Genomic DNA, 20,545 nt, shown 5'->3' with positions numbered 1-20,545 from the left:
ATAATTATTAACGTTGAATTTTTTAATAATTTTTATTCATTTATGGAGGATGATTCTGAAATGGACGATAGCAATAGTAAGGTCAAAAAGATTACGACCTTCGGCTTGGTGACAATGATCATTTCCACGATTTTCGGGTTCGGGAATGTTTCAAATGCTTACTTGCAAATGGGTTACGGGAGTATCTTCTGGTACGCCCTAGCCGGGATTTGTTTCTTCTTCCCATGTGGTCTGATGATGGCCGAATATGGGTCCGCCTTTAAGGATGCTCAAGGGGGGATTTATTCCTGGTTAGCTGGTTCAATTGGAGAACGGATGGCCTTTATTGGGACGTTCGTTTGGCTTGCCTCTTGGATTGTCTGGATGGTTTCAACTGCTTCGCGGGTTTGGATCACTTTCTCAGCCCTGTTGTTCGGTAAGGATACGACTGGTTCTTGGTCGATCTTGGGACTTTCTTCGACCCAAACCATTGGGATCTTGGGTATCTTGATGATTCTGGCGATCACGTTCTTTAGTTCCAAGGGGATGAATGCGATTGCCAAGATTGGTTCTTTAGGGGGAATTTTTACCATCGTAGTTAATGTGATCTTCGTGGTCGTTTCCTTAATTGTTTTATTTGCCAATCACTTTAAGTTAGCTCAACCAATTGATGGTCCTAGTGCCTTTATTACTTCGCCAAATCCGGCTTTCCAAACGCCAATTGCTTTGATTTCCTTCGTGGTTTATGCTGTCTTTGCCTACGGGGGGATGGAATCCTTAGGTTCCGTTACGGATGACATGGATAATCCGGAAAAGACTTTTCCCCGGGGCTTGATTATTGCCTCGATCTTTACGATTGGAACTTACGTCTTAATGATCTTCATGCTTGGTTGGTCAATTAACTACCAATCGCAAATGACGAAGTCCAATGTTAACTTGGGGAACGTTACTTACGTGGTCTTCAACTACTTAGGGGTGGCCATGGGGAACGCCTTAGGTTGGTCCCATGCGGCAGCCGTTACCTTTGGGGTTGCGATGACGCGGATCGTTGCTTTAGCGCAAGCCATCGGTTTCTTAGGGGCCCTCTTTATTTTGATGTATTCACCAATTAAGGCCTTTATTCTTGGTTCTGACCGGCGCTTGTGGCCAGCCAAGTTAACGAAGCTAAACAAGGCGGATATGCCAGCCAATGCAATGTGGGTCCAAGCAATCGTCGTTTGTGTGATTGTCTTCTTAGTTTCTTTCGGGGGCTCAGCGGCCCAACGGTTTTACACGATCTTAACGGATATGGCGAATGTTTCTTCCACAGCGCCTTACATGTTCTTAGTGGGGGCCTTCCCATTCTTCAAGAAGAAGCACTATGACCAAAGCTTTGTCGCCTTTAAGAATCCAACTTGGACGAATGTATTAGTTTGTTTCGTGGAATTGATTTTGATTGTCGGGACGCTCTTTACCTTCATCCAACCAATCCTTGATCACGATTTTGAAACGGCCTTCTGGACGATTGCGGGTCCATTCTTCTTTGCCTTAATTGCTTATCTCTTCTACGAGATTGCGGGTAAGAAGCACGGCGTTCAAAAATAATCGTGGTCGGTAGCGGTGTTAAATAATAATATTTGATAACAAAAAGCCCAGGAAGAGACATTTCTCCCTGGGCTTTTTGGTGTGGTGAGATAACGTTTGGTTATTACCTAGTTTTGGGCCGGTAAAAGTTAAAGAGGATGACGGCAATGATGGCGGTAACCAAATCCGCGCCTGCTTGACTGGCAATAATCCCTTGGTAACCAAAAAGATGGGCAAAGAGGGTTAGCACTAGGTAAAAGATAACTCCTTGGCGAAAGAAGGAGAGAATAAAGGCGGGGAAAGCTTTCCCCATGGCTTGAAACATCGTCGTGAAAACCAAGATTAAACCGGCTAAGGTTGCTGAAGCAATTAACCAACGAATCATCATCGTTCCGTGGGCGATGACGGCCGGATCCTTCATAAACCATTTAATCATTGTTGGCGCCAAAAACCACATTAAGTAGGTCATGATTAGTGAAAAACCACAAACCACGCTTAAGTCAAGGCGGATCGTAGCGTTAAATCGTTGCGTATCCTTAGCTCCGTAGGTATAGCCAATCAGCGGTTGGGCACCAAAGGCAAAGCCAACGAAAATCATGGTGGTGATCATGCTGATTTTTAAGGCAATTCCCATCGCGGCCACTGAGGTTGCCCCGTAATGAATCAAATAGCGGTTGGTCATGGCCATCGCAAAGGTTGACATTAGATTGGTAACGGAGGCGGGGATCCCAATCATCAAGATCTCACGCTGGAGTGGACCAGCTAACTTGGTATGGTGGATTGATGTGGTTAAGCGTTTGCTGGCAGACAGGAGATAGTAAACCATCAAAATGTCAGCCAAAATGTTACCAATGACGGTGGCTAAAGCCGAACCAGCGGCGCCCAATCCACAAGGAAAGATCAAGATGGGGTTTAAGATAATGTTGATCACCGTTCCGACAACGCTCGCTTTCATCGACTGCACGGCGAGCCCCTCCGTGCGGAGGATATTAACCGGGGAGTAAAAGAAAATAATAAAAGGGGCCCCGGCAGCGATCACGAGGTAGTATTGTCGCGCATATTCCCAGGTTGCGTCCGTGGCTCCGAGGAGCTTTAAAAAGGGCGTTTGTCCCAACATGAGGATGAGCATGACCCCGATCCCGAGCAAAAAGCTACCATAAAAACAAAAACCACTCGCATTTTTGGCTTCAGCGTAGCGATGTTCGCCAAAGAGCCGCGAAATTAACGATGAGCCACCAAGGCCGAGCATATCGCCAAGGGCAATCATTAAGGTAAAAAGTGGGGCCCCGAGGGAAACCCCCGCGACCAGATCGGGGTTTTGGGTTTGCGCCACAAAGAAGGTATCAACCATGTTATAGATTAAAGACACCACCATGTTTAAAACTACCGGGAGCGCTAGAGTAAAATAAGCCCGGCGAATGGAAGTGTGTTCGAATAATTCCTCCACAATCAAATTCCTCTCTAAATTAAGTCTTTAAGCTTTAGGATAACACATGGTGTCAATGCCCAATTGGTCTAGCTTTCTTTGATAAAATCGTAATCGGTTTCAAATTAATAAAAGTTGCAATGATAAGGTTAAAAGCTATTTATTAACGGGATTAATGGTAAGCGGTTGGCAGTTAGCTAAAATTGGTCTATAGTTACCAGTATTATTTGAGGGAAGGATGATTGGATGAGCCTCGTTAATGTCTTGTTTATTATGGTAGCTTCAATTTTAGTTTTCTTTATGACGCCAGGACTAGCCCTCTTTTATGGGGGCTTAGTGCCGAAAAAGAATATGGTCAATACGTTTATTGGGGTCTTTTTCATTTGTGGCTTAGCTAGCCTGCTCTGGGTTGTCATCGGCTATTCGCTCGCTTTTAGTGGCCAAGGGCCGGTGGTGGGCAACTTAAAGGCCTTGATGATGTACCACTTGAATTTAGCAAGTGTCCTGCCAGATAGCCGGATTCCGCTGGGCTTATATGCTTTATACCAGATGATGTTTGCAATTATTACGCCAGCGCTTTTTATCGGGGCCATCGTCGGGCGAGTCCGGTTGCCGTTCTTAGCGGCCTTTATTATTGGCTGGTCAGTTTTGATTTATTATCCGCTCGTGCATATGGTTTGGGGTGGCGGCTTCTTGCAACACCTGGGGACCTTAGACTTTGCGGGGGGAACGGTGGTACACATCAATGCCGGAGTCACGGCCTTTACCCTTTCGCTGTTAGTCGGACCCCGGCTTGACCGAACCTTGCGCCATGACAATCAAGCGCTCGTTTTAATCGGCACGTCAATGTTATGGCTAGGATGGTATGGTTTTAACGCTGGTTCCGCCTTAGCGATTAACGAGATTGCCGTCCAAGCAATGTTAACGACAACCGTGGCGACGGCTGGGGCGATGGTTGCTTGGCAAGTATTAGAATTAATTTTCCAACCGCACGTTACCCTGGTGGGAACTTGTACCGGGGCTTTATGTGGCCTGGTCGCAATTACCCCAGCCACGGGTTATGTCACCATTACGGGGGCCACGTTGATTGGTATCGGTGGAGCAATTATTAGTTACCTCTTTGTGCGTTTTATCAAACCGCTGTTGAAGGTTGATGATACCTTAGATGCCTTTGGCTGTCACGGGATTAGTGGGATCTGGGGGAGCATCGCCACCGGGCTCTTTGCCACCCATGCGGTTAACCCCGCGGTAGTGCACAATGGTCTCTTTTACGGGGGCGGCTGGCAACAATTCTTAGTTCAGATTGGGGCAACCGCAATTACCATGGTTTACACCTTTGTGATGGTCTGGATCTTGTACCGGATCTTAAGTCGCTTGCTGCCGGTCCGGATGTCAGCCCGTGATGAAGTACAAGGTTGGCGGAGTGAGGTTGCCGAATAATCTGGTTTGACACCTTTGGTTGCCGAATGTAGACTAAAGGCGAGGTGAGATTATGGACGAACTAGCAATTACCCCAGCAGAATGGCGCGTAATGCGGATTGCCTGGTCGAAAAAAGCGGTCACGAGCACGCAGGTAATTCAAATTTTGACGCCTATGATGGGGTGGAAAGATGCAACGGTGAAGACTTTGCTACGGCGGTTAGTAAAAAAAGGGGCCTTAACCGCTACCAAGCATGGGCGTGCCTTTATTTACCGACCCGCCGTTGAAGAACAAGCAACAATTGACCAAGCCGTTGACGATCTTTTTTCCGGAATTTGTCAGATGCGGGCGGGTGAAGCTTTGATTCACGCGGTGCAGCAGGTTCCGTTGACCAAAGCAGACATCCAAACCTTACAGACCCTGTTGGCAAAAAAGGCCAAGTCAGCACCGGATCAAGTGCCCTGCAACTGCCTGCCAGATAATGAAGGGTGCAATTGTGATTAACCGTAAGCTAAGGAGGATGGGAAAAAAGCTCCTTGACGGCCTGGTTGGGATAAGAAGGACGAAGGTTGATTCATTAGAATCGACCTTTCGTTCGCACTTATCCGCTAAGGCCGTGCTTTTTGACCGTAGTTACTGAGTAACATTGGGAGATGAAAGAAAGGCTGGGAAGAAACTCGTGTTTCTTCTCAGCCTCTTTTAGTATCCTAACTAATCCTCGTGATTATCGTTATCATCACGCGCATCAACAGTATCAAGGTTTAATTCATAAGCATTTCGCAAGTCATCATCCGTGGGACCCGTATAAACTTTCCCGCGTTGGACAAAGCCAAACTTTTGGACCAGTTGGTGGACCCGGACATTCTTTTCATGGGTGGAGATCCGGAGATCCCGAACGCCCTTGGCATAGGCAATGCTAATTAAGGTTGAAAGAATGTAATTGGCAAAGCGCTTCCCCCGGTACTTACTGGAAATCGCAATCCGGTTAATGGTCCCGAAGGGGTGCCCAGCATGGTTCCACTTGCCATCAACGATGTAGGCGTAGTGGGTATCCCCAAACGGCATGAGGGTAGCGGTACCCACGATTTCATCACCGTAAATTAGGACATAGCAGTTTTCACTTTCAATATCTTGTTGCATACTCAACTTGGAAGGGTATCCCTGTTGCCATTGACTGGAGCCATCGGCCTTTAAAAGTTGCTTGGCGTCTTCAATGACGGCGTAAACTTCATCCAAATCAGCTAAAGTAGCCCGCCGCATGAAAATTGGGGCGGTTGTTACATCATTTGCCATCGTTAATCCTCCTCGGGGTTGTTATTTATTGTCGTAAAAGGCGAGTTCAATCAAGTTTTCGTCCGGGTCGCGGAGATAGATTGAGGTTAGCTTGCCTTCCGCACCGTACTTTTCAACTGGTCCGGCAACTACATTGACGTAGTAGCTCTTTAGGTGGTGTAAAACGTCATCGATGGCATCACCAACAACTAAACAAAGATCGGCGGAGCCAATGGTTGGTTGTTTAGCTTGCAAAGCTTCCCGGTCAGTGGTTTGGAGTCGAATCAGTTGGTGACCGCACCGTAGGGTTAGGCAGTCGGCCGTTGATTGATCGTCTAAGACTGGCATATCAAATACCTCGTGGTAAAAGCGCCGCGACCGATCAAGGTCACTGACGGTCAAAACCACGTGGTCAATGCGCCGCATTTTCAAAATTTTTACCCCCATTCAAATTTTATTGCGATATCCATTATGCGCCTAAAGAACGCTCTTTGACAATCATTAATCGTTCACTTCTGCGATTTTCTGGTATGATCACCGTTACGGGGCCGCCATGGCTTACCTAACCTTAATGGTGATGCTGGGGTTAAGTGCCACAGCGGTCGGGATGGCCCTACAGGCCGGGCAATAAGCAATTAATGAGAAAAAACTAACCAAGATTTAATTGCCTCAACCGTTTTCACTCCGTGAGTAAATCGCTATAATAAACTTATCTTTATTGGGATTATTATTGAGGAGTGTGAAAAATGGATAATGATCAATCACCAGCGCGACGAATTGGGCTGGTTAGTTTAATTATGATGATTTTCTCCACTGTCTTTGGCTTTGCCAACTCGACGGTGGCCTTTGCCCAAATGGGTTACGCGGCGATTATTTGGTATATTTTTGCGGCCCTAGGTTTCTTTTTGCCGGTGGCATTAATGATTGCTGAATATGGGTCGGCCTTAAGAAGTGCCCAAGGGGGGATCTATTCCTGGTTAGAAGTCGCAATTGGGGAAAAGCAAGCCTTTATTGGGACCTTTATCTGGCTGTGTTCGTGGATTATCTGGATGGTTTCGACGGCTTCCAAAATTTGGATTCCGTTTTCAGCGCTGATTTTTGGGGAAGATCAAACCCAAACCTGGGCCATTGGCGGCCTGAGTGCAACGGAAGTTGTGGGATTACTGGGGATTGCCTGGGTAATCTTGGTGACCTGGCTAGCGAGTCGGGGGATTGAAGGGATTGCCAAAGTCGGGACTTTCGGGGGCTTGTTAGTTTCTAGCTTAACGGTGATTTTCCTGGTAGTCAGCTTGGTAATCTTGTTTGCAAATCATGGTACCTTACAAGAGCCGATTCAGGGCGCAAATACTTGGTTTGTTTCACCTAACGAGCGCTTTCAAAGTCCAATTGCTCTCCTATCCTTTATTGTCTATGCTGTCTTTGCCTATAGTGGTTTAGAAGCCATGGGTGGGGTAATGGACTCCCTGGATAAACCACAAAAGACTTTCCCACGGGGCTTGATTATTGCGATGCTCTTGATCACGGTCCTCTATTCCTTATCAATTTTGATGTGGGGGATTTCTACTAACTGGCACCAGGTAATTAATCATCATTCCGTTAACCTCGGAAATATCACCTATATTATGATGAACAATGCGGGCCTCGTTTTGGGGCAAAGTCTGGGCCTTTCCCACCAGACGAGTCTGATGATCGGTAGCTTCTTGACCCGCTTTGCTGGCTTGGGGATGTTTGCTGCTTATATTGGTTCCTTCTTTATTATGATGTATTCACCGATTAAATCCTTTATCTTAGGGTCTGATCAACGGCTGTGGCCGAAAAAGTTGGTCGCCGTTAATCAGGCGGGGATGCCAGCACGGGCGATGTGGTGGCAGGCAGCCTTTGTTAGCATCCTAATCTTTGCCGTGGCCTTCGGGGGTTCAGCCGCCCAGCAGTTCTACTTGATCTTGACGGATATGTCCAATGTGGCCTCAACCGCTCCTTATCTCTTTATCATCGGGGCATTTCCGGCCTTTAAACGGCGGTCGGACTTGAAGCGACCGTTTGTCTTCTTTAAAAAACCTTGGCAAACCCAATTGGTTACCTGGTTGGTCCAAGCCGTGGTCGCCTTTGGGATTATCTTTACCTGCTTGCAACCCATTCTCGGGCATGATTACGCCACGGCCTTTTGGACGATTATCGGGCCGATTTTCTTTGGTTTGATTGGTTGGGGCTTGTATGAGCACCAGGTAAAAGGCGAAAAATAAAAAAGCCCCCGCATAGATCTTCAAGTTTTGAGCAAGGATTGCGCAGATTGCTAGATCTATCAGGAGTCAGAGTTGGAAATTGCCAGTTTTTGGTTTTAAGCCCCATTTACCAAGAGAAGCCCTTCACATTTTCTTAACAATTTGGTAAATTAGAAAGGATCGTGGTCGTTAGATATCAGTTTTCACGGCGGAATAATTTTTATAATTTAAAAAAATTTTCAAACTTTTCCAAGCAGACCTTTGAGTCCTTAAGGCGTTGCTGATACTGTTAGGATGATTGAAACCTTGTTAATCAAGAGATAAAACTGACTGACAGTAGCAAAAGCTATTGATAATTAGGTTAATTAATGGTAAATTCTAAATTGTTCTTAAAGAGTTTTGAAGGGAGAGTGTGAGCGATTAAGTTCCTTGATCGTGAAACACTCTTTTTAAATGTTTTGACATGCTTGAAATTTTGGTTTTGTTACTAATAGGATGGGAAAGCCTAAATTCGCGGACTTTAGATCGCGATCAACGATGAGCCTTTCCCACCTTTAAATTAATTCGGGGAGATAAGCAAGAATGGATCCAGAAAAACAATACCCTGAGCACCACCATCATCATCACCACCATCATCGACGGCGGACAATGATGAAGGTAATTTGGTCAGTGATTGGGATTTTAGTGGTCGTGGCCTTGATCTTTGTGGGGATGGCCTGGCGGAATGTCCGGGTGGCCACCAACACGATGTATTCACCAAGTGGGATTAAAACCGACCTTCCAAAGAAGTTAGCGGCCAAAAAGCCGATTAATGTCCTCTTGTTAGGGACGGATACCGGGGCCCTGGGACGGAGCTACAAAGGGCGGACGGATACCATCATGATGATGGTTGTCAACCCCAAGCAAGAAAAGACGACGATCGTTTCTTTACCGCGGGATATGAAGGTTACCTTACCAGGGTATGAGGATGAATCACCAGCTAAAATTAACGCGGCCTATACTTATGGTGGGGTAAAAGAAACCATTAAGACCATCCAAAGGTACTACAAGACGCCAATCGATGGTTACTTGTTAGTTAACATGGGTGGTTTGGAAAAGGCGATTAATCAGGTCGGTGGGGTCACAGTTACGTCACCATTAACCTTTACCTACGGTGGGTATAGCTTTACCAAGGGTAAAACCTATCAAATGAACGGTAAAGAAGCCTTAGCTTTTTCCCGGATGCGGTATGATGATCCGCAAGGGGATTACGGTCGGCAAAATCGGCAACGGCTAGTCATTATGGGACTTTTAAAGAAAACGGCTTCTTACAAGGCAATTTTGAACCAGTCCTTCTTAAATTCGATTGCTAGTGAGTCTCAGACCGACTTTAGCTTAAAGGACATGACGAAGGTCGCGATGAATTATCGCGGTGCCACGAAGACGGTTAAGCAAGATCATGCCCAGGGGCAGAGTCAAATGGTTGATGGTCAATCCTTTGAAGTGGTCCCGTCTGATGAGATGCAACGGATTTCGAACGAAATTCGGACAGCCTTGGACTTAAATACGATTAATTTAACGGAGAATAACTAATGGAACAACAAGCAAACACAATTGATTTACGGCGGTTATGGGTGCTTTGCCGCCAACACCTTAAATTTTTTATCTTTTGGACAATTGGGCTAGGAGTAGTAGCTTACTTATTGGCCGCTTTCGTCATTCCGGCTAAGTATACGGCCACAACGCAAATTTTGGTTAATCAAAAAAATAACTCCCAAAATGGGCAGGCCTATGCCAACCAACAAGCGGACGTAAATATGATTAACACTTATAAGGACATTATCACCAACCAGGTGATCTTAAATGCGGCAAGTAAGGAATTATCCAGTCAAACACGAATTGTTACGCCGGCCAAAAAGGCAAAGTATGAAACCTTGTCAGATGGGACGAAAAAGTTAGTTCGGCCAGCCCAACCAGCAGTTCGGCGTGCTGGGAAAGCTTATGATTTATCCGCCGCGGACTTAAAGAAGTCGCTTTCCGTTAAAACGCAAGCTAATTCCCAAGTCTTTGCTTTAAGTGCTACGGCTAGTGATCCGATGGAAGCAAAGGATATTGCAAATACCGTTGCTACTGAATTTAAGAGCCGGATTAAGTCCATCATGCAAGTCAACAACGTCACGATTGTTTCCAAGGCGGCGAAGCCAAATAAACCTTCCTTCCCGCGGCCAAAATTGTTTACCTTAGCCGGGGCCGTTTTGGGATTGGTACTGAGTTTTGCTTGGGTCGTAATTCGCGATCTAACAAACACCACGATTCGCGACGACAGTTTCTTAACGGATGAGCTTGGTTTAACCAACCTTGGGCAGATTGGCAAAATTGAGATGGATCAGAACTTTACGTTAAATCACTTTGATACCAACGAAGGCACGCGTCGGGTCTAAGAGGAGGGGAAGAAATGAGTTTATTTAAACGGCATCAAGGTCGTGGCACCACGGCTACCATGAAAAACGGGGCCATGCTAATTACGGTGGCGGACCCGAAAAACCCGGTTTCCGAACAATTCCGGACTGTCCGGACAAATATTCATTTTATGAGTGTGGATGAGCCCTTAAAGTTAGTGGCCTTTACTTCCTCAAACGTTAGTGAAGGGAAGTCAACGGTTACGGCCAACGTGGCGATTACCTGGGCCCAAGAGGGGAAAAAGGTGTTACTGATTGACGCTGATTTGCGGCGGTCGACCTTACATGCCACCTTTAACCTGAGTAATGCCTCCGGCTTAACGACCATTTTAACGAGCAGTGCGAGTGAATTAGACCTAAATTCGGTGATTCAAGATAGTGGGATTGATAATCTTAGTGTGGTTACCGCTGGGCCAACCCCACCAAACCCAAGTGAGTTATTGAATTCCAAACGGATGACGGCCTTTCTGGACGCTATCAAGCCAATCTACGATGTAATTGTCTTGGATGTTCCACCCCTGCTTGAAGTTACTGATACTCAAGCCTTATCTGGCCATCTGGATGGGGTAATTTTAGTTGTGCGGGCCGGAGTCACCCAAAAGGCCGCTGTTGCCCGGGCGGTGGAGATGTTAAAGATTTCTAAAGCCCGGTTACTCGGTTACGTGATGAACGATGTTGATAGTAGTGACGCCGGTTATGGGTATGGCTATGGCTATGGTTACGGCTACGGCAGTGACAACAAAAAATAGGAGCGGGGCATGGGACTGATTGATCTACATTGTCATTTACTACCAGGAGTTGATGATGGTTCACCGAATCTGGCAACGTCATTAAAGTTAGCCGAGGATGCAGTAAATGACGGGGTTAGCTATGCGGTGGTCACTCCGCACCATCTAAATGGCCGTTATGTGAACCATAAAGCGGAGGTACTCAAAGCGACCGATGAATTTCAGCGGGCATTAAAGGAAGCAAAGATTCCCCTAACCGTGTTTGCCGGTCAAGAGGTACGAGTAAGTGGTCGGGTGATGTCAGCCTATGAAGCTGATGATCTCCTGTACTGTGATGCGAGTGGTAAATACCTCCTGCTTGAAATGCCAAGTGATGAGGTCCCCGCCTTTGCCAAACAATTAGTGTTTGAACTCCAACAACGAGGCGTAACCCCAGTGATCGTGCATCCGGAGCGCAACAAACAGTTGTTAGCTCATCCGGAACAATTAGCCGATTTCTTGCAGCGGGGATGTCTAACCCAGTTGACGGCAAGTAGTTACCTGGGCACCTTTGGGAAGGAAATTGAGAAGGTGACCACGCGACTGATTGAAGCTGGCCAAGGTACCATTTTAGCTTCGGACGCGCATGCTTTATCGCATCGCGAGTATGAACTGGGTGAGGGAATCGCTAAGTTGGAAAAACAATTTGGTAAGCAAGTTGCCGATCAGTATCAAGCCAATGCAAAGGCTTTAATTAATGGTGATAATGTACAGATGAATTGGCAGCCGTTGAAAAAGAAGAAAAAGTTTTTAGGATTGTTCTAAAGATAAAATTTTGAGAGGGGACAGATCGATGATTGGTAACAGTTCATCGTTATGGATCGTTTTCCCTTATAGGATTACTAGAAATGATATATCGGAGAGGTAAAAAATGAAGGTATTAGTGACGGGAGGCGCCGGGTTTATTGGCTCAAACTTGGTGATTGAATTAGTAGAAAAAGGATACGAAGTTACCGTTATCGATGATTTATCGATGGGTTTAACCAAAAATCTTGATCCGGTTAAAGATAAAGTTACTTTTTATAAACATAACGTTTGTGACCATGAATTTATGCATCAAATTCTGGATCAAAATTTTGATTATATCTATTATTTAGCGGCAGTCGCTAGTGTTGCCGACTCAATTGAGCGTCCAATGGAAACCCACCAGGTAAACCATGAATCAGTGGTTGACACCTTGGAATATTTACGGATTACTAATTTAAAGCCTAAGAAATTTCTTTTTACGTCCTCAGCTGCCGTTTATGGAAATTACCCTGAATTACCCAAAAAAGAAGATCAACGAGTGCAACCATTAACTCCTTATGCGGTTGATAAATATGCTTCTGAGCGGATGGCGATTGATTATGGTAATCTTTACGACTTAAACACAGTTGCGGTGCGCTTTTTTAATGTCTTTGGCCCGCGCCAAAATCCAAATTCACCGTATTCAGGGGTCTTGTCGATTGTAACGAAGTGCTTAGTAAATGATGAAGAATTTACTTTATTTGGTGATGGTAAGCAAACTCGAGATTTCATTTATGTTAAAGATATTGTAAATGCTCTTATCTTTATCAGTGAAAACGAAGAGAGTAACGAAGTTTATAATGTTGGTTACGGTCATCAAAATACCTTAATTGATGTTATCACGATGTACGAAAAAGCCTCGGGAAAACGTTTAAAATTAAACTATGCTGAGGCTCGCCAAGGTGATATTACTGAATCACTTGCAGATGTAACTCGGTTAACTGAACTAGGTTTCAAGCCGAAGTGGGGGCTGAAAAAAGGATTAGCGGAGTATTGGGACTATACAATGGGAGAAGATAATGACAAATAACCAACCAAACTATGAATATTTAAACCATATCGGCGAGGCTGTGCCGAAAAGAAAATTGGTTTCAAAACGCTTTTGGGATATTATTTTTGGCTTAGTAGGATTTGTTATTAGTATTCCGTTTATTATTATTTTTGGAATTATAATTAAGTTGACTTCCAAAGGTCCGGTTTTCTTCAAGCAAGAACGAGTTGGTTACATGGGGAAGAATTTTTATGTAATTAAATTGCGCTCAATGCGAAACGATGCAGAAGCAAAGACGGGGGCAGTGTGGGCCCAGAAGAATGATCCTCGGGTTACGTCGGTTGGTCGGTTTATGCGAAAGACGCGGATTGATGAATTACCGCAATTCTGGAACGTGTTAAAAGGTGATATGAGTTTAGTTGGCCCCCGACCAGAACGCCCAGAATTAACCGAAAAATTTTATCAAAAATGGCCAGAATTTCCCCAACGGTTACGAATTATTCCGGGAATTACGGGATATGCACAAGTTAATGGTGGTTATGATATCTCACCAGAAGAAAAATGCCATTTAGATAATTACTATATTGAACATTATTCTTTTGGTTTTGATACGAAAATTGCGTTCCAGACGGTAAAAACAATGTTTACTGGCGATGGAGCACGTTAAAAAAGGGTGTAGATGTTTTAATGGTAGACAATAAGCTTAACTATCCAAGGTTTTCAGTCTTAATGTCAGTTTACAAGAAGGAAAATCCATCGTTTCTAGATGAGGCATTGAAAAGTGTTGAAAATCAGACCGTAGTTCCGCAACAAATTGTTATTGTGGAAGATGGAAAGTTAACAGCAGGGTTAAATGAAGTGTTGGAAACCCACAAAAAATTTTTTGAGGGGGATTTTACTGTTATAAAAAGTATTGAAAATCGTGGCTTAGGTTTATCCTTAAGGTTGGGTACAAGGTTTGTAAAGAATGACTGGATTGCTCGTATGGATTCGGATGATATAGCAAGTCCAAAACGTTTTGAACTACAGCTAGATAAAATAGTGAACGATGCAAATCTAGTACTAGTTGGCGGACAAATTGATGAATTTGAGGGAGATATTAATAATATAACTGGGTTTAGATCTGTACCTACCTCTGATGTTGAAATCAGGGAGTTTTTGAAATGGCGCAATCCATTTAATCATCCAACGGTAATGATAAAAAAGGAAGTTTTAGAAAATGTTGGTGGTTATGAAGGAAAAGGTAAGCTTGAAGATTATTTTCTTTGGGCAAAAATTATCTCAAGTGGGTACGAAGTCTCTAATTTACCTGAAATCTTAGTCCACATGAGAACGGACGCCGGAATGTATAGTAGAAGAGGTGATTTAAAAAACCTCAAATACATTTTAAATCTTAGAAATTATCTAAGAAAATTAGGAATTATCTCGATTACACAAATGATTGCAGGAGATGTAATTATGATTAGTAACGTTATTATTCCAAGTACACTACGTGAGAAAATTTATAAGAGATTTCTCCATAAAGGTGCATAGACCTTGGAATATAAAACTATACTTCCAACGAAAAAATCATAATTACCAATTACTAATTATTTTTACAGTTGATGGAAGTTAATTAGCCTAAAGCAATTGAGAATGTAATTATCTCAGTTTCTGGTACAGTGGATAGATGATCTTAGCTGTAAGAGAAAATGATGCCGATATATATTTATCATTTTTCGGAGATGCTTTCGCTTCAAAGAAAGTTAACAATCAGTTAATTATGAAATTGTTAGAAAGTATGCTGACAATAGATGCTGAATATTGTAATTTAGTTCCTCAGCACGTAGTTTATGCGAAAAATTAATTCTTTCTTCAGGTAACTGTATAGTAATGAAAGATATGGTCATAACTTTGTTGCTTTTACATTTGAAAACTTTTTTGTAACAAAAATACCGTAGACTGCAATTTTGAAATTAAATATCTAAAAAAGTTAAGTGCTAAACCCTACGAATTTAAAGGAAGAGTTATATTAAGTAATAATTACTGATCAATTGTAAGTATTGTTGGTGGTTTAATTTAATAATTTGCGGATAATCCAAATAGCATTGTAGATAGAAGAAATGTCCTTAATTCATCTTCTGAGATAAACAGCTTTGCGAAATACTGTAATCCAATTAACAATCCTTCAAAGATGTTAAAGATAAAGTTTATTATCGGTCAGTAATTATCATGATTTAAATATACTGGAAGAATATGATTTATGAATCTGTTTTATTCCCTTAGAATATAGACTAATAAATCTAGATCAGGTTCTTGTGAAAATGTGATTTAGAGACGGTTTGTTTGATCGTCGTGGAGGGCCATATTTTTTCTAACATATATTAGAATGGAGAGACAGTGGCGTAAGCTTGGAGTTGGTGCGTTAAGTTCTGAGGCTATTAGTGATTCTATAATGATAATTAATACACTAGTGCCAAATAAAAACAGAAAATTTATTTACAAAAAATGATTCACAAGAAGTAAATTTTAATTTTCACTATGCAATACTATACTTATAGTTTACAGATATTTTTATCTGGGGAGGATATGTCGTGCGTATTTTACAAATAACTCCTGAATTAACAGGTAATAGCGGAATACATCATGTATCTATGAATTATCTTAGAGAATTTGACAAATCTGTTAAATATGATTTTTTGTATTTTGGAAAATCTCAAAAGGAAATGATTGAAGAAATTGAAAGTTTAGGGTGTAGAACATATAAAGTATCTTCTCCGTTAAAGTTTAGGTCATTTTTAAAAGATTGGAATAAGTTTTGTGATAAGCATTATGGTGAATTTGATATACTAGAGAATAATTTGCCTTTTTTGAACGGTTTTTTTAGGAAAAGTAAAGAAGAGCTCGGAGTTAAATTGGTTATAGCTCATGCACATGCAACAAAATTTGGTGATTCAAAATTATCAAATATTAGGAATAAAATCTTTTACGAGATTACAGGGAAAAATGTTCCGGATATTTTATTTGGTTGTACCAGAGAGGCTATTGAAAGTATTTTTGGTAATGTAAATAATGCTTTACCTAGTTATAAAGTAAGGAACGCTTTTGACGTTAATAAATATCGCTTTAATGATAAAGTTAGAGAAGATATTCGAAATGAGTTAAATTGGAATGGGAAAAGAGTGATTGGACATATCGGAAGATTTTCTCCGCAAAAGAATCATGAATTTATCCTTAAAATTTTTAAAAGTTGTTTAAAACTAAGTGATAAATATGTACTTGTACTTGTTGGAGAAGGTGAACTTAAAGAACGGATTGAGCGAGAAGCTTCCAAAGAAGGAATAAGAAATAAGATTCAATTTTTGGGATATCAGCCTGATATAAGTAAAATTATTCAAGGATTTGATGTGTTTCTTTTTCCCTCTGTGTTCGAGGGTTTGGGAATTAGTGCTGTAGAAGCACAATGCTGTGGTTTACCAGTAGTAGTTTCGGAAAATGTACCTAATGATGCCTTAATTACAAATTATAGTGTTCTATGCTTAAATGATGATCCTCAAATATGGGCTAAAAAGATAGACGGAGTACAAGGTAATTTTTCGAAAGAAGGATTATCGAAAGTAATAGAGTCGGGTTATGATATAAAAGAGGCAGCTCCAAGCTTAGAAAGATTATATTTCAATCTAGTAAGGGATTAATATTGAGATGATAAAAGTACTACATGTTTTCAATCAATTAAACCAAGGTGGAATTGAACACGTTGTTATTAATTGGTTAAAAAATAAACATAATGATGATATTGAATTTCACTTTGCTATGACATCAGGGACTAGAGGCCTTTTAGATGATGAGGTAACGAAATTAGGTGGGAAAATTCATTATTTTACAAATGGAAGCAAATCTTTTTTTAATGTAAAAAAGAATCTTGATCAAATAATATCTGAATATGGTCCCTTTAATGTGGTGCATAGCCATATTTATTTTTCATCTGGAATGATACTGAAAATAGCAAGTGATGCTGGAGTTCCAATTCGTATTGCTCACGCTCATGATACGTTTAAAGGTGAACAACAAAGTTTAAAAAGAAAGCTTTTTGAGTCTATTATGAGACATGAAATAAATAAATATGCTACTTATAAATTTGGCGTATCTGAAGATGCATGTAATCATGTATTTGGATCAATGGATGACCATACGTATATAGTTAACAATGGGATTAATCTTGATGATTATAAATTTAATCAAAAATTTCGGGATGTACTTAGAAAAGAACTAGGATATTCAAATAAAAATAAGGTTATTGTTCATATTGGACGTTTTGAGGATCAGAAGGATCATAATTATCTTGTGGATGTTTTTAATCTTTTAACTGAAGTGAACGATGGCTATAGACTTCTTTTAGTTGGTAACGGTACATTAAAAGAGAGAATAAAGAATAAGATAAATGAACTTGGTTTATCTAATTATGTAACATTTCTAGAAAACAGAAATGATATTCCTAGGATACTAATGGCTGCTGACATCTTTGTAATGCCCTCTAAATATGAAGGATTGCCCGTTGTATTAGTTGAAGCGCAAGGAACAGGTATCCCATGTATTATTTCGGACAAAATCACCTCTGATGCTGTGTTACAGAGAAATGTGGTGGTACTATCTAAGGATAATAAGGAATTGTGGTGTCAAAAAATTCAATCAACTAACTTAACAAGGATTAACTTTGATGAAACTAAAAACAGGTTACAGAACTTTGATATAAAGAAGATAACAAAATTTGTCATTGCTAAGTATATATAAATTTGAAAGTGGTATGAGATTGTGTTTCCGTATTTAATCTTAATTTCAACGCCCGTAATTTATCTTTTTTTAAAAATATTAACTAGAAAACAAAATAGTTGTATCGGATTAATTGTATCAGGTGTTTATCTCTGGTCCTTTGTAGCATTTAGAGGGTTACCTGTTGGAACAGATACAATGACCTATAGTGGATTGTTTTATTCCATATCCCATATGTCTGGAAATCTAGGCTTAATATCAAATAGTTTGCATATTGAATATGGATATGTACTTCTAAATAAAATCATTTCTCTCTTTACTGATAATTATTTATTTGTGCAGCTAATAGTATCTTTTGTCACTATTTTTTTGTTAATAAATATTATTTTGAAATCTTCTAGTGACTATCTTATGTCATTAGAGATTTTTATTTCGCTAACATATTATTTTTTACTAATGAATATTAGTAGACAGTTTTTGGCTGTATCTATACTTTCATTATCTTTGCTAATGATCATCAGAGAAAAGCGTATTCTGGGTTTAATTTTTATAATATTGGCAGGGTTAATCCATCAATCTGCATTTTTATTCTTGGCTGTATGGATTTTGTCAAAGTTTAAATTAACCAAAAATCGTTTCTATTGTTTAGTTGGTGGAACAGTAATTTTGGGTGTGCCATTGATTAATGTTCTAAATAGGCTCATGGTCAATAATGAAAGATATAATATTGGTATTTTGAATGGTTCTAGTTCTGGTAAGGGTTTATTTGGGGTTATCTATGCTTTAATTATATTTATCTTTTTGATTATTTATTACTTGATATATGACTTTGAAAACGATAATTCATTTTCGAGAAATTTAATGTATATACTATTGATAATAACCTTTCTAAATATTGCAAATATCAAGTATCCTTTTTTGGGAAGGATTAGGTATGTATTTGAGCCATTTTTAATCTTAATTATACCGGAAATTATTAAAAAGTTAAAACTTTCAGAGTATAGGCTAGTTATTTATATATTGATTGAAATTTTAGGCTTTATAGCAATATATAAGCTAATACCAAATAATCCATTTTATGGTGTTGTTCCGTACTCATTTTGGAGGTAGAAATGTTAATAAGTAAGTTATTAAATGCATATACAACATATAAGGTAAAATTTGGATCTAAGGTTAGATTTGGATCTAAGGTTAGATTTAGGAAAAATGTAAGAATTGCTATCTCAGATACTGGTAGAGTAGTATTTGGTAATGGTGTTTTTATGAACAATGATTGTTCACTAACAAGTAGAGTGTCTATTACTATTGACGATGATACCATTATTGGAGAAGGAGTAAAGTTTTATGATCATAATCATAGATTTAATATAAAAGGAAAGTTAATTAAGAATCAAGGGTTTAGTTGTCAGGAAATCCATATTGGTAAAAATTGTTGGATAGGTAGTAATGTAACTATTTTAAAGGGTGTAACTATTGGAGATAACTGTGTCATAGGTGCAGGGAGCGTTATCCGAAAATCGATTCCCAAAGATTCGCTAGTATATGGTGAACAAAAGATTATTACAAATAAAATAAAATGGAGACTTGACAATGAAGAAAGTTAGGTTTGGAGGTCAAGTTTCTAAAAATGTCATTATGTTATATGTAATGAATATTACACAATTAATACTGCCTTTAGTTACGCTTCCATATTTGGCACGTGTTTTTAGTTTAAACACCTACGGAGTCGTAAGTTATACTAAAAACGTAATGATTTATGTTAATATGTTGATAGAATTTGGATACTTATTATCTGGAACAAAAGAAATAGTAGATGCTAAAGAAAGCAAAGATAAGATTAGTATGATAATTGGTAAAATTACTATTTCAAAGTTGATTTTATCAATAGCAGGGTTGTTTGTCATATGTATCATGATTCTTTCAATTAAGATGCTTAGAGCATATCCCCTTTTTACCTTTTTGATGGTTATTCCACAAATTCTATCAATTTTTCTTTTTGATTATCTATTTCGTGGACTCGAGCAAATGCAGATAATCACCACAAGATTCTTAATTATGCGAGGAATTTCAACTATTTTAACTTTCTTCGTTGTTAAAAATGATTCAGACATGATCTACATTCCAATATTGGATATTTTAGGAACTTTAGTTGCTGTTGTTTGGGTAAAAAGGGAAATAACTAAGTTAGGATTTCGCATTAATTGGAGAGTACCTATTTCTGATGTATTTTTTTCTCTTCGAGAGTCATTTACATACTTTATATCAAATATCGCTTCGACGGCGTTTGTTGCATTTAACACAATAGTTGTCGGGATTGTTTTGGGGTCAAAACAAGTCGCGTTTTGGACGATGTTAATGTCTCTTGTGGTAGGGGTCCAAGGGTTGTATTCTCCAATATCAGATGGTATATATCCTCATATGATAAAAACGAAGAGTATCAGACTATTCAGAAATGTATTACTTATTTTTACGCCATTGCTTATCATCGGATGCTTAATTACTTTCTTCTTTGCAAAAACAATTGTTTTGATTATTGGTGGGACAAAGTATGTCGAAATGTATAGTTTGTTACAAGAAGCAGTTCCACTATTATTTGTCAGCTTCTATAGTATTCTTTGCGGATGGCCATTGCTTGCACCAATCGGGAAAATTAAAGAAACAACAGCAACAACGATTTTAGCTGCTATAGTTCAGGTTATTGGGGTTCTTGTTATGATAGTTACTAATACAATTACACTTCCTTTATTGATCATATTAAGAGTTATTACTGAATCGATTATGTTGTTCGCTCGTTTATTACTGTTTATAAAGAATAAGGCTCATTACATTAGCTAAGTAAGATTGTAAGCGGTGAGTAACGACACGTCTATTAATCATATGGCTAACCCCCTATACTGAAGACATCAAATCTCAGTTAGGGGGTTATCTTTGT

19 protein-coding genes are annotated in these 20,545 nt (G+C 40.2%); 16 read left to right on the top strand and 3 right to left on the bottom strand.

Annotated features, from left to right (window positions below):
- Nucleotides 1-60: 60 nt before the first annotated feature.
- Nucleotides 61-1,563, top strand: coding sequence for a glutamate/gamma-aminobutyrate family transporter YjeM (gene yjeM, locus H5993_RS02970; RefSeq protein WP_204776163.1), 1,503 nt, complete (start codon nt 61-63; stop codon nt 1,561-1,563).
- A 103-nt stretch (nt 1,564-1,666) separates the two neighbouring features.
- On the opposite strand, the gene H5993_RS02965 is transcribed toward yjeM (H5993_RS02970), so the two are convergent.
- On the bottom strand, nt 1,667-2,989 hold the full coding sequence (locus H5993_RS02965) for an MATE family efflux transporter (RefSeq protein WP_204776162.1): 1,323 nt from the start codon (nt 2,987-2,989) through the stop codon (nt 1,667-1,669).
- 225 nt (nt 2,990-3,214) lie between these two features.
- Here H5993_RS02965 and H5993_RS02960 point away from each other — a divergent pair, with 225 nt between their 5' ends.
- Together H5993_RS02960 and H5993_RS02955 are read left to right on the top strand one after the other, a co-directional pair.
- The gene (locus tag H5993_RS02960; RefSeq protein WP_204776161.1) at nt 3,215-4,408 is read left to right on the top strand and encodes an ammonium transporter; all 1,194 of its coding nucleotides are present in this window, start codon (nt 3,215-3,217) and stop codon (nt 4,406-4,408) included.
- 52 nt (nt 4,409-4,460) lie between these two features.
- Nucleotides 4,461-4,892, top strand: coding sequence for a CopY/TcrY family copper transport repressor (locus H5993_RS02955; protein ID WP_204776160.1), 432 nt, complete (start codon nt 4,461-4,463; stop codon nt 4,890-4,892).
- 207 nt (nt 4,893-5,099) lie between these two features.
- Here H5993_RS02955 and H5993_RS02950 read toward each other — a convergent pair whose 3' ends face one another.
- A complete protein-coding gene (locus H5993_RS02950) occupies nt 5,100-5,681 on the bottom strand; it encodes a GNAT family N-acetyltransferase (protein WP_204776159.1) in 582 nt (193 codons plus the stop codon).
- A 21-nt stretch (nt 5,682-5,702) separates the two neighbouring features.
- A complete protein-coding gene (locus H5993_RS02945; RefSeq protein WP_204776158.1) occupies nt 5,703-6,092 on the bottom strand; it encodes a VOC family protein in 390 nt (129 codons plus the stop codon).
- Nucleotides 6,093-6,406: 314 nt separating this feature from the next.
- Here H5993_RS02945 and yjeM (H5993_RS02940) point away from each other — a divergent pair, with 314 nt between their 5' ends.
- The 13 genes from yjeM (H5993_RS02940) to H5993_RS02880 all read left to right on the top strand — a co-directional run bounded on the left by yjeM (H5993_RS02940) (nt 6,407) and on the right by H5993_RS02880 (nt 20,448).
- On the top strand, nt 6,407-7,903 hold the full coding sequence (gene yjeM / locus H5993_RS02940; RefSeq protein WP_204776157.1) for a glutamate/gamma-aminobutyrate family transporter YjeM: 1,497 nt from the start codon (nt 6,407-6,409) through the stop codon (nt 7,901-7,903).
- Between the two features lie 561 nt (nt 7,904-8,464).
- On the top strand, nt 8,465-9,454 hold the full coding sequence (locus H5993_RS02935) for an LCP family protein (RefSeq protein WP_204776156.1): 990 nt from the start codon (nt 8,465-8,467) through the stop codon (nt 9,452-9,454).
- Entirely contained in the window at nt 9,454-10,302 is an 849-nt protein-coding gene (locus H5993_RS02930) for a YveK family protein (protein WP_204776155.1), read from the top strand. The genes H5993_RS02935 and H5993_RS02930 overlap by 1 nt, the downstream gene beginning before the upstream one ends.
- A gap of 14 nt (nt 10,303-10,316) precedes the next feature.
- On the top strand, nt 10,317-11,069 hold the full coding sequence (locus H5993_RS02925) for a CpsD/CapB family tyrosine-protein kinase (protein WP_204776154.1): 753 nt from the start codon (nt 10,317-10,319) through the stop codon (nt 11,067-11,069).
- A gap of 9 nt (nt 11,070-11,078) precedes the next feature.
- Nucleotides 11,079-11,852 carry a tyrosine-protein phosphatase gene (locus H5993_RS02920; RefSeq protein ID WP_204776153.1) on the top strand — a complete coding sequence of 258 codons (774 nt, stop codon included), beginning with the start codon at nt 11,079-11,081 and terminating at the stop codon, nt 11,850-11,852.
- 106 nt (nt 11,853-11,958) lie between these two features.
- On the top strand, nt 11,959-12,903 hold the full coding sequence (locus H5993_RS02915) for an NAD-dependent epimerase/dehydratase family protein (RefSeq protein WP_204776152.1): 945 nt from the start codon (nt 11,959-11,961) through the stop codon (nt 12,901-12,903).
- Nucleotides 12,893-13,531 (top strand): exopolysaccharide biosynthesis polyprenyl glycosylphosphotransferase, encoded by a 639-nt coding sequence (locus H5993_RS02910; protein WP_204776151.1) that lies wholly within the window; start codon nt 12,893-12,895, stop codon nt 13,529-13,531. The genes H5993_RS02915 and H5993_RS02910 overlap by 11 nt, the downstream gene beginning before the upstream one ends.
- 20 nt (nt 13,532-13,551) lie before the next feature.
- A complete protein-coding gene (locus H5993_RS02905) occupies nt 13,552-14,397 on the top strand; it encodes a glycosyltransferase (RefSeq protein ID WP_204776150.1) in 846 nt (281 codons plus the stop codon).
- A 1,040-nt stretch (nt 14,398-15,437) separates the two neighbouring features.
- Nucleotides 15,438-16,538 carry a glycosyltransferase gene (locus tag H5993_RS02900; RefSeq protein WP_204776149.1) on the top strand — a complete coding sequence of 367 codons (1,101 nt, stop codon included), beginning with the start codon at nt 15,438-15,440 and terminating at the stop codon, nt 16,536-16,538.
- A gap of 7 nt (nt 16,539-16,545) precedes the next feature.
- Entirely contained in the window at nt 16,546-17,634 is a 1,089-nt protein-coding gene (locus tag H5993_RS02895; protein ID WP_204776148.1) for a glycosyltransferase, read from the top strand.
- Nucleotides 17,635-17,655: 21 nt separating this feature from the next.
- Nucleotides 17,656-18,723, top strand: a complete 1,068-nt coding sequence (locus H5993_RS02890; protein WP_204776147.1) for an EpsG family protein — start codon at nt 17,656-17,658, stop codon at nt 18,721-18,723.
- A gap of 2 nt (nt 18,724-18,725) precedes the next feature.
- Entirely contained in the window at nt 18,726-19,217 is a 492-nt protein-coding gene (locus tag H5993_RS02885; protein WP_204776146.1) for an acyltransferase, read from the top strand.
- On the top strand, nt 19,204-20,448 hold the full coding sequence (locus tag H5993_RS02880; protein ID WP_204776145.1) for an oligosaccharide flippase family protein: 1,245 nt from the start codon (nt 19,204-19,206) through the stop codon (nt 20,446-20,448). The genes H5993_RS02885 and H5993_RS02880 overlap by 14 nt, the downstream gene beginning before the upstream one ends.
- The last annotated feature ends 97 nt before the right edge of the window (nt 20,449-20,545 follow it).

This window comes from Limosilactobacillus alvi (assembly GCF_016900115.1).
Taxonomy (GTDB): Bacteria; Bacillota; Bacilli; order Lactobacillales; family Lactobacillaceae; genus Limosilactobacillus; species Limosilactobacillus alvi.
This window is presented reverse-complemented; position numbering and strand designations above follow the sequence as displayed.

What these genes read in the sequence shown, in the direction of transcription:
- yjeM (WP_204776163.1), top strand. Translation starts at nt 61, where the DNA reads ATGGACGATAGCAATAGTAAGGTCAAAAAGATTACGACCTTCGGCTTG.
- H5993_RS02960 (WP_204776161.1), top strand. Translation starts at nt 3,215, where the DNA reads ATGAGCCTCGTTAATGTCTTGTTTATTATGGTAGCTTCAATTTTAGTT.
- H5993_RS02955 (WP_204776160.1), top strand. Translation starts at nt 4,461, where the DNA reads ATGGACGAACTAGCAATTACCCCAGCAGAATGGCGCGTAATGCGGATT.
- H5993_RS02950 (WP_204776159.1), bottom strand. Translation starts at nt 5,681, where the DNA reads ATGGCAAATGATGTAACAACCGCCCCAATTTTCATGCGGCGGGCTACT.
- yjeM (WP_204776157.1), top strand. Translation starts at nt 6,407, where the DNA reads ATGGATAATGATCAATCACCAGCGCGACGAATTGGGCTGGTTAGTTTA.
- H5993_RS02935 (WP_204776156.1), top strand. Translation starts at nt 8,465, where the DNA reads ATGGATCCAGAAAAACAATACCCTGAGCACCACCATCATCATCACCAC.
- H5993_RS02930 (WP_204776155.1), top strand. Translation starts at nt 9,454, where the DNA reads ATGGAACAACAAGCAAACACAATTGATTTACGGCGGTTATGGGTGCTT.
- H5993_RS02925 (WP_204776154.1), top strand. Translation starts at nt 10,317, where the DNA reads ATGAGTTTATTTAAACGGCATCAAGGTCGTGGCACCACGGCTACCATG.
- H5993_RS02920 (WP_204776153.1), top strand. Translation starts at nt 11,079, where the DNA reads ATGGGACTGATTGATCTACATTGTCATTTACTACCAGGAGTTGATGAT.
- H5993_RS02915 (WP_204776152.1), top strand. Translation starts at nt 11,959, where the DNA reads ATGAAGGTATTAGTGACGGGAGGCGCCGGGTTTATTGGCTCAAACTTG.
- H5993_RS02910 (WP_204776151.1), top strand. Translation starts at nt 12,893, where the DNA reads ATGACAAATAACCAACCAAACTATGAATATTTAAACCATATCGGCGAG.
- H5993_RS02905 (WP_204776150.1), top strand. Translation starts at nt 13,552, where the DNA reads ATGGTAGACAATAAGCTTAACTATCCAAGGTTTTCAGTCTTAATGTCA.
- H5993_RS02895 (WP_204776148.1), top strand. Translation starts at nt 16,546, where the DNA reads ATGATAAAAGTACTACATGTTTTCAATCAATTAAACCAAGGTGGAATT.
- H5993_RS02885 (WP_204776146.1), top strand. Translation starts at nt 18,726, where the DNA reads ATGTTAATAAGTAAGTTATTAAATGCATATACAACATATAAGGTAAAA.
- H5993_RS02880 (WP_204776145.1), top strand. Translation starts at nt 19,204, where the DNA reads ATGAAGAAAGTTAGGTTTGGAGGTCAAGTTTCTAAAAATGTCATTATG.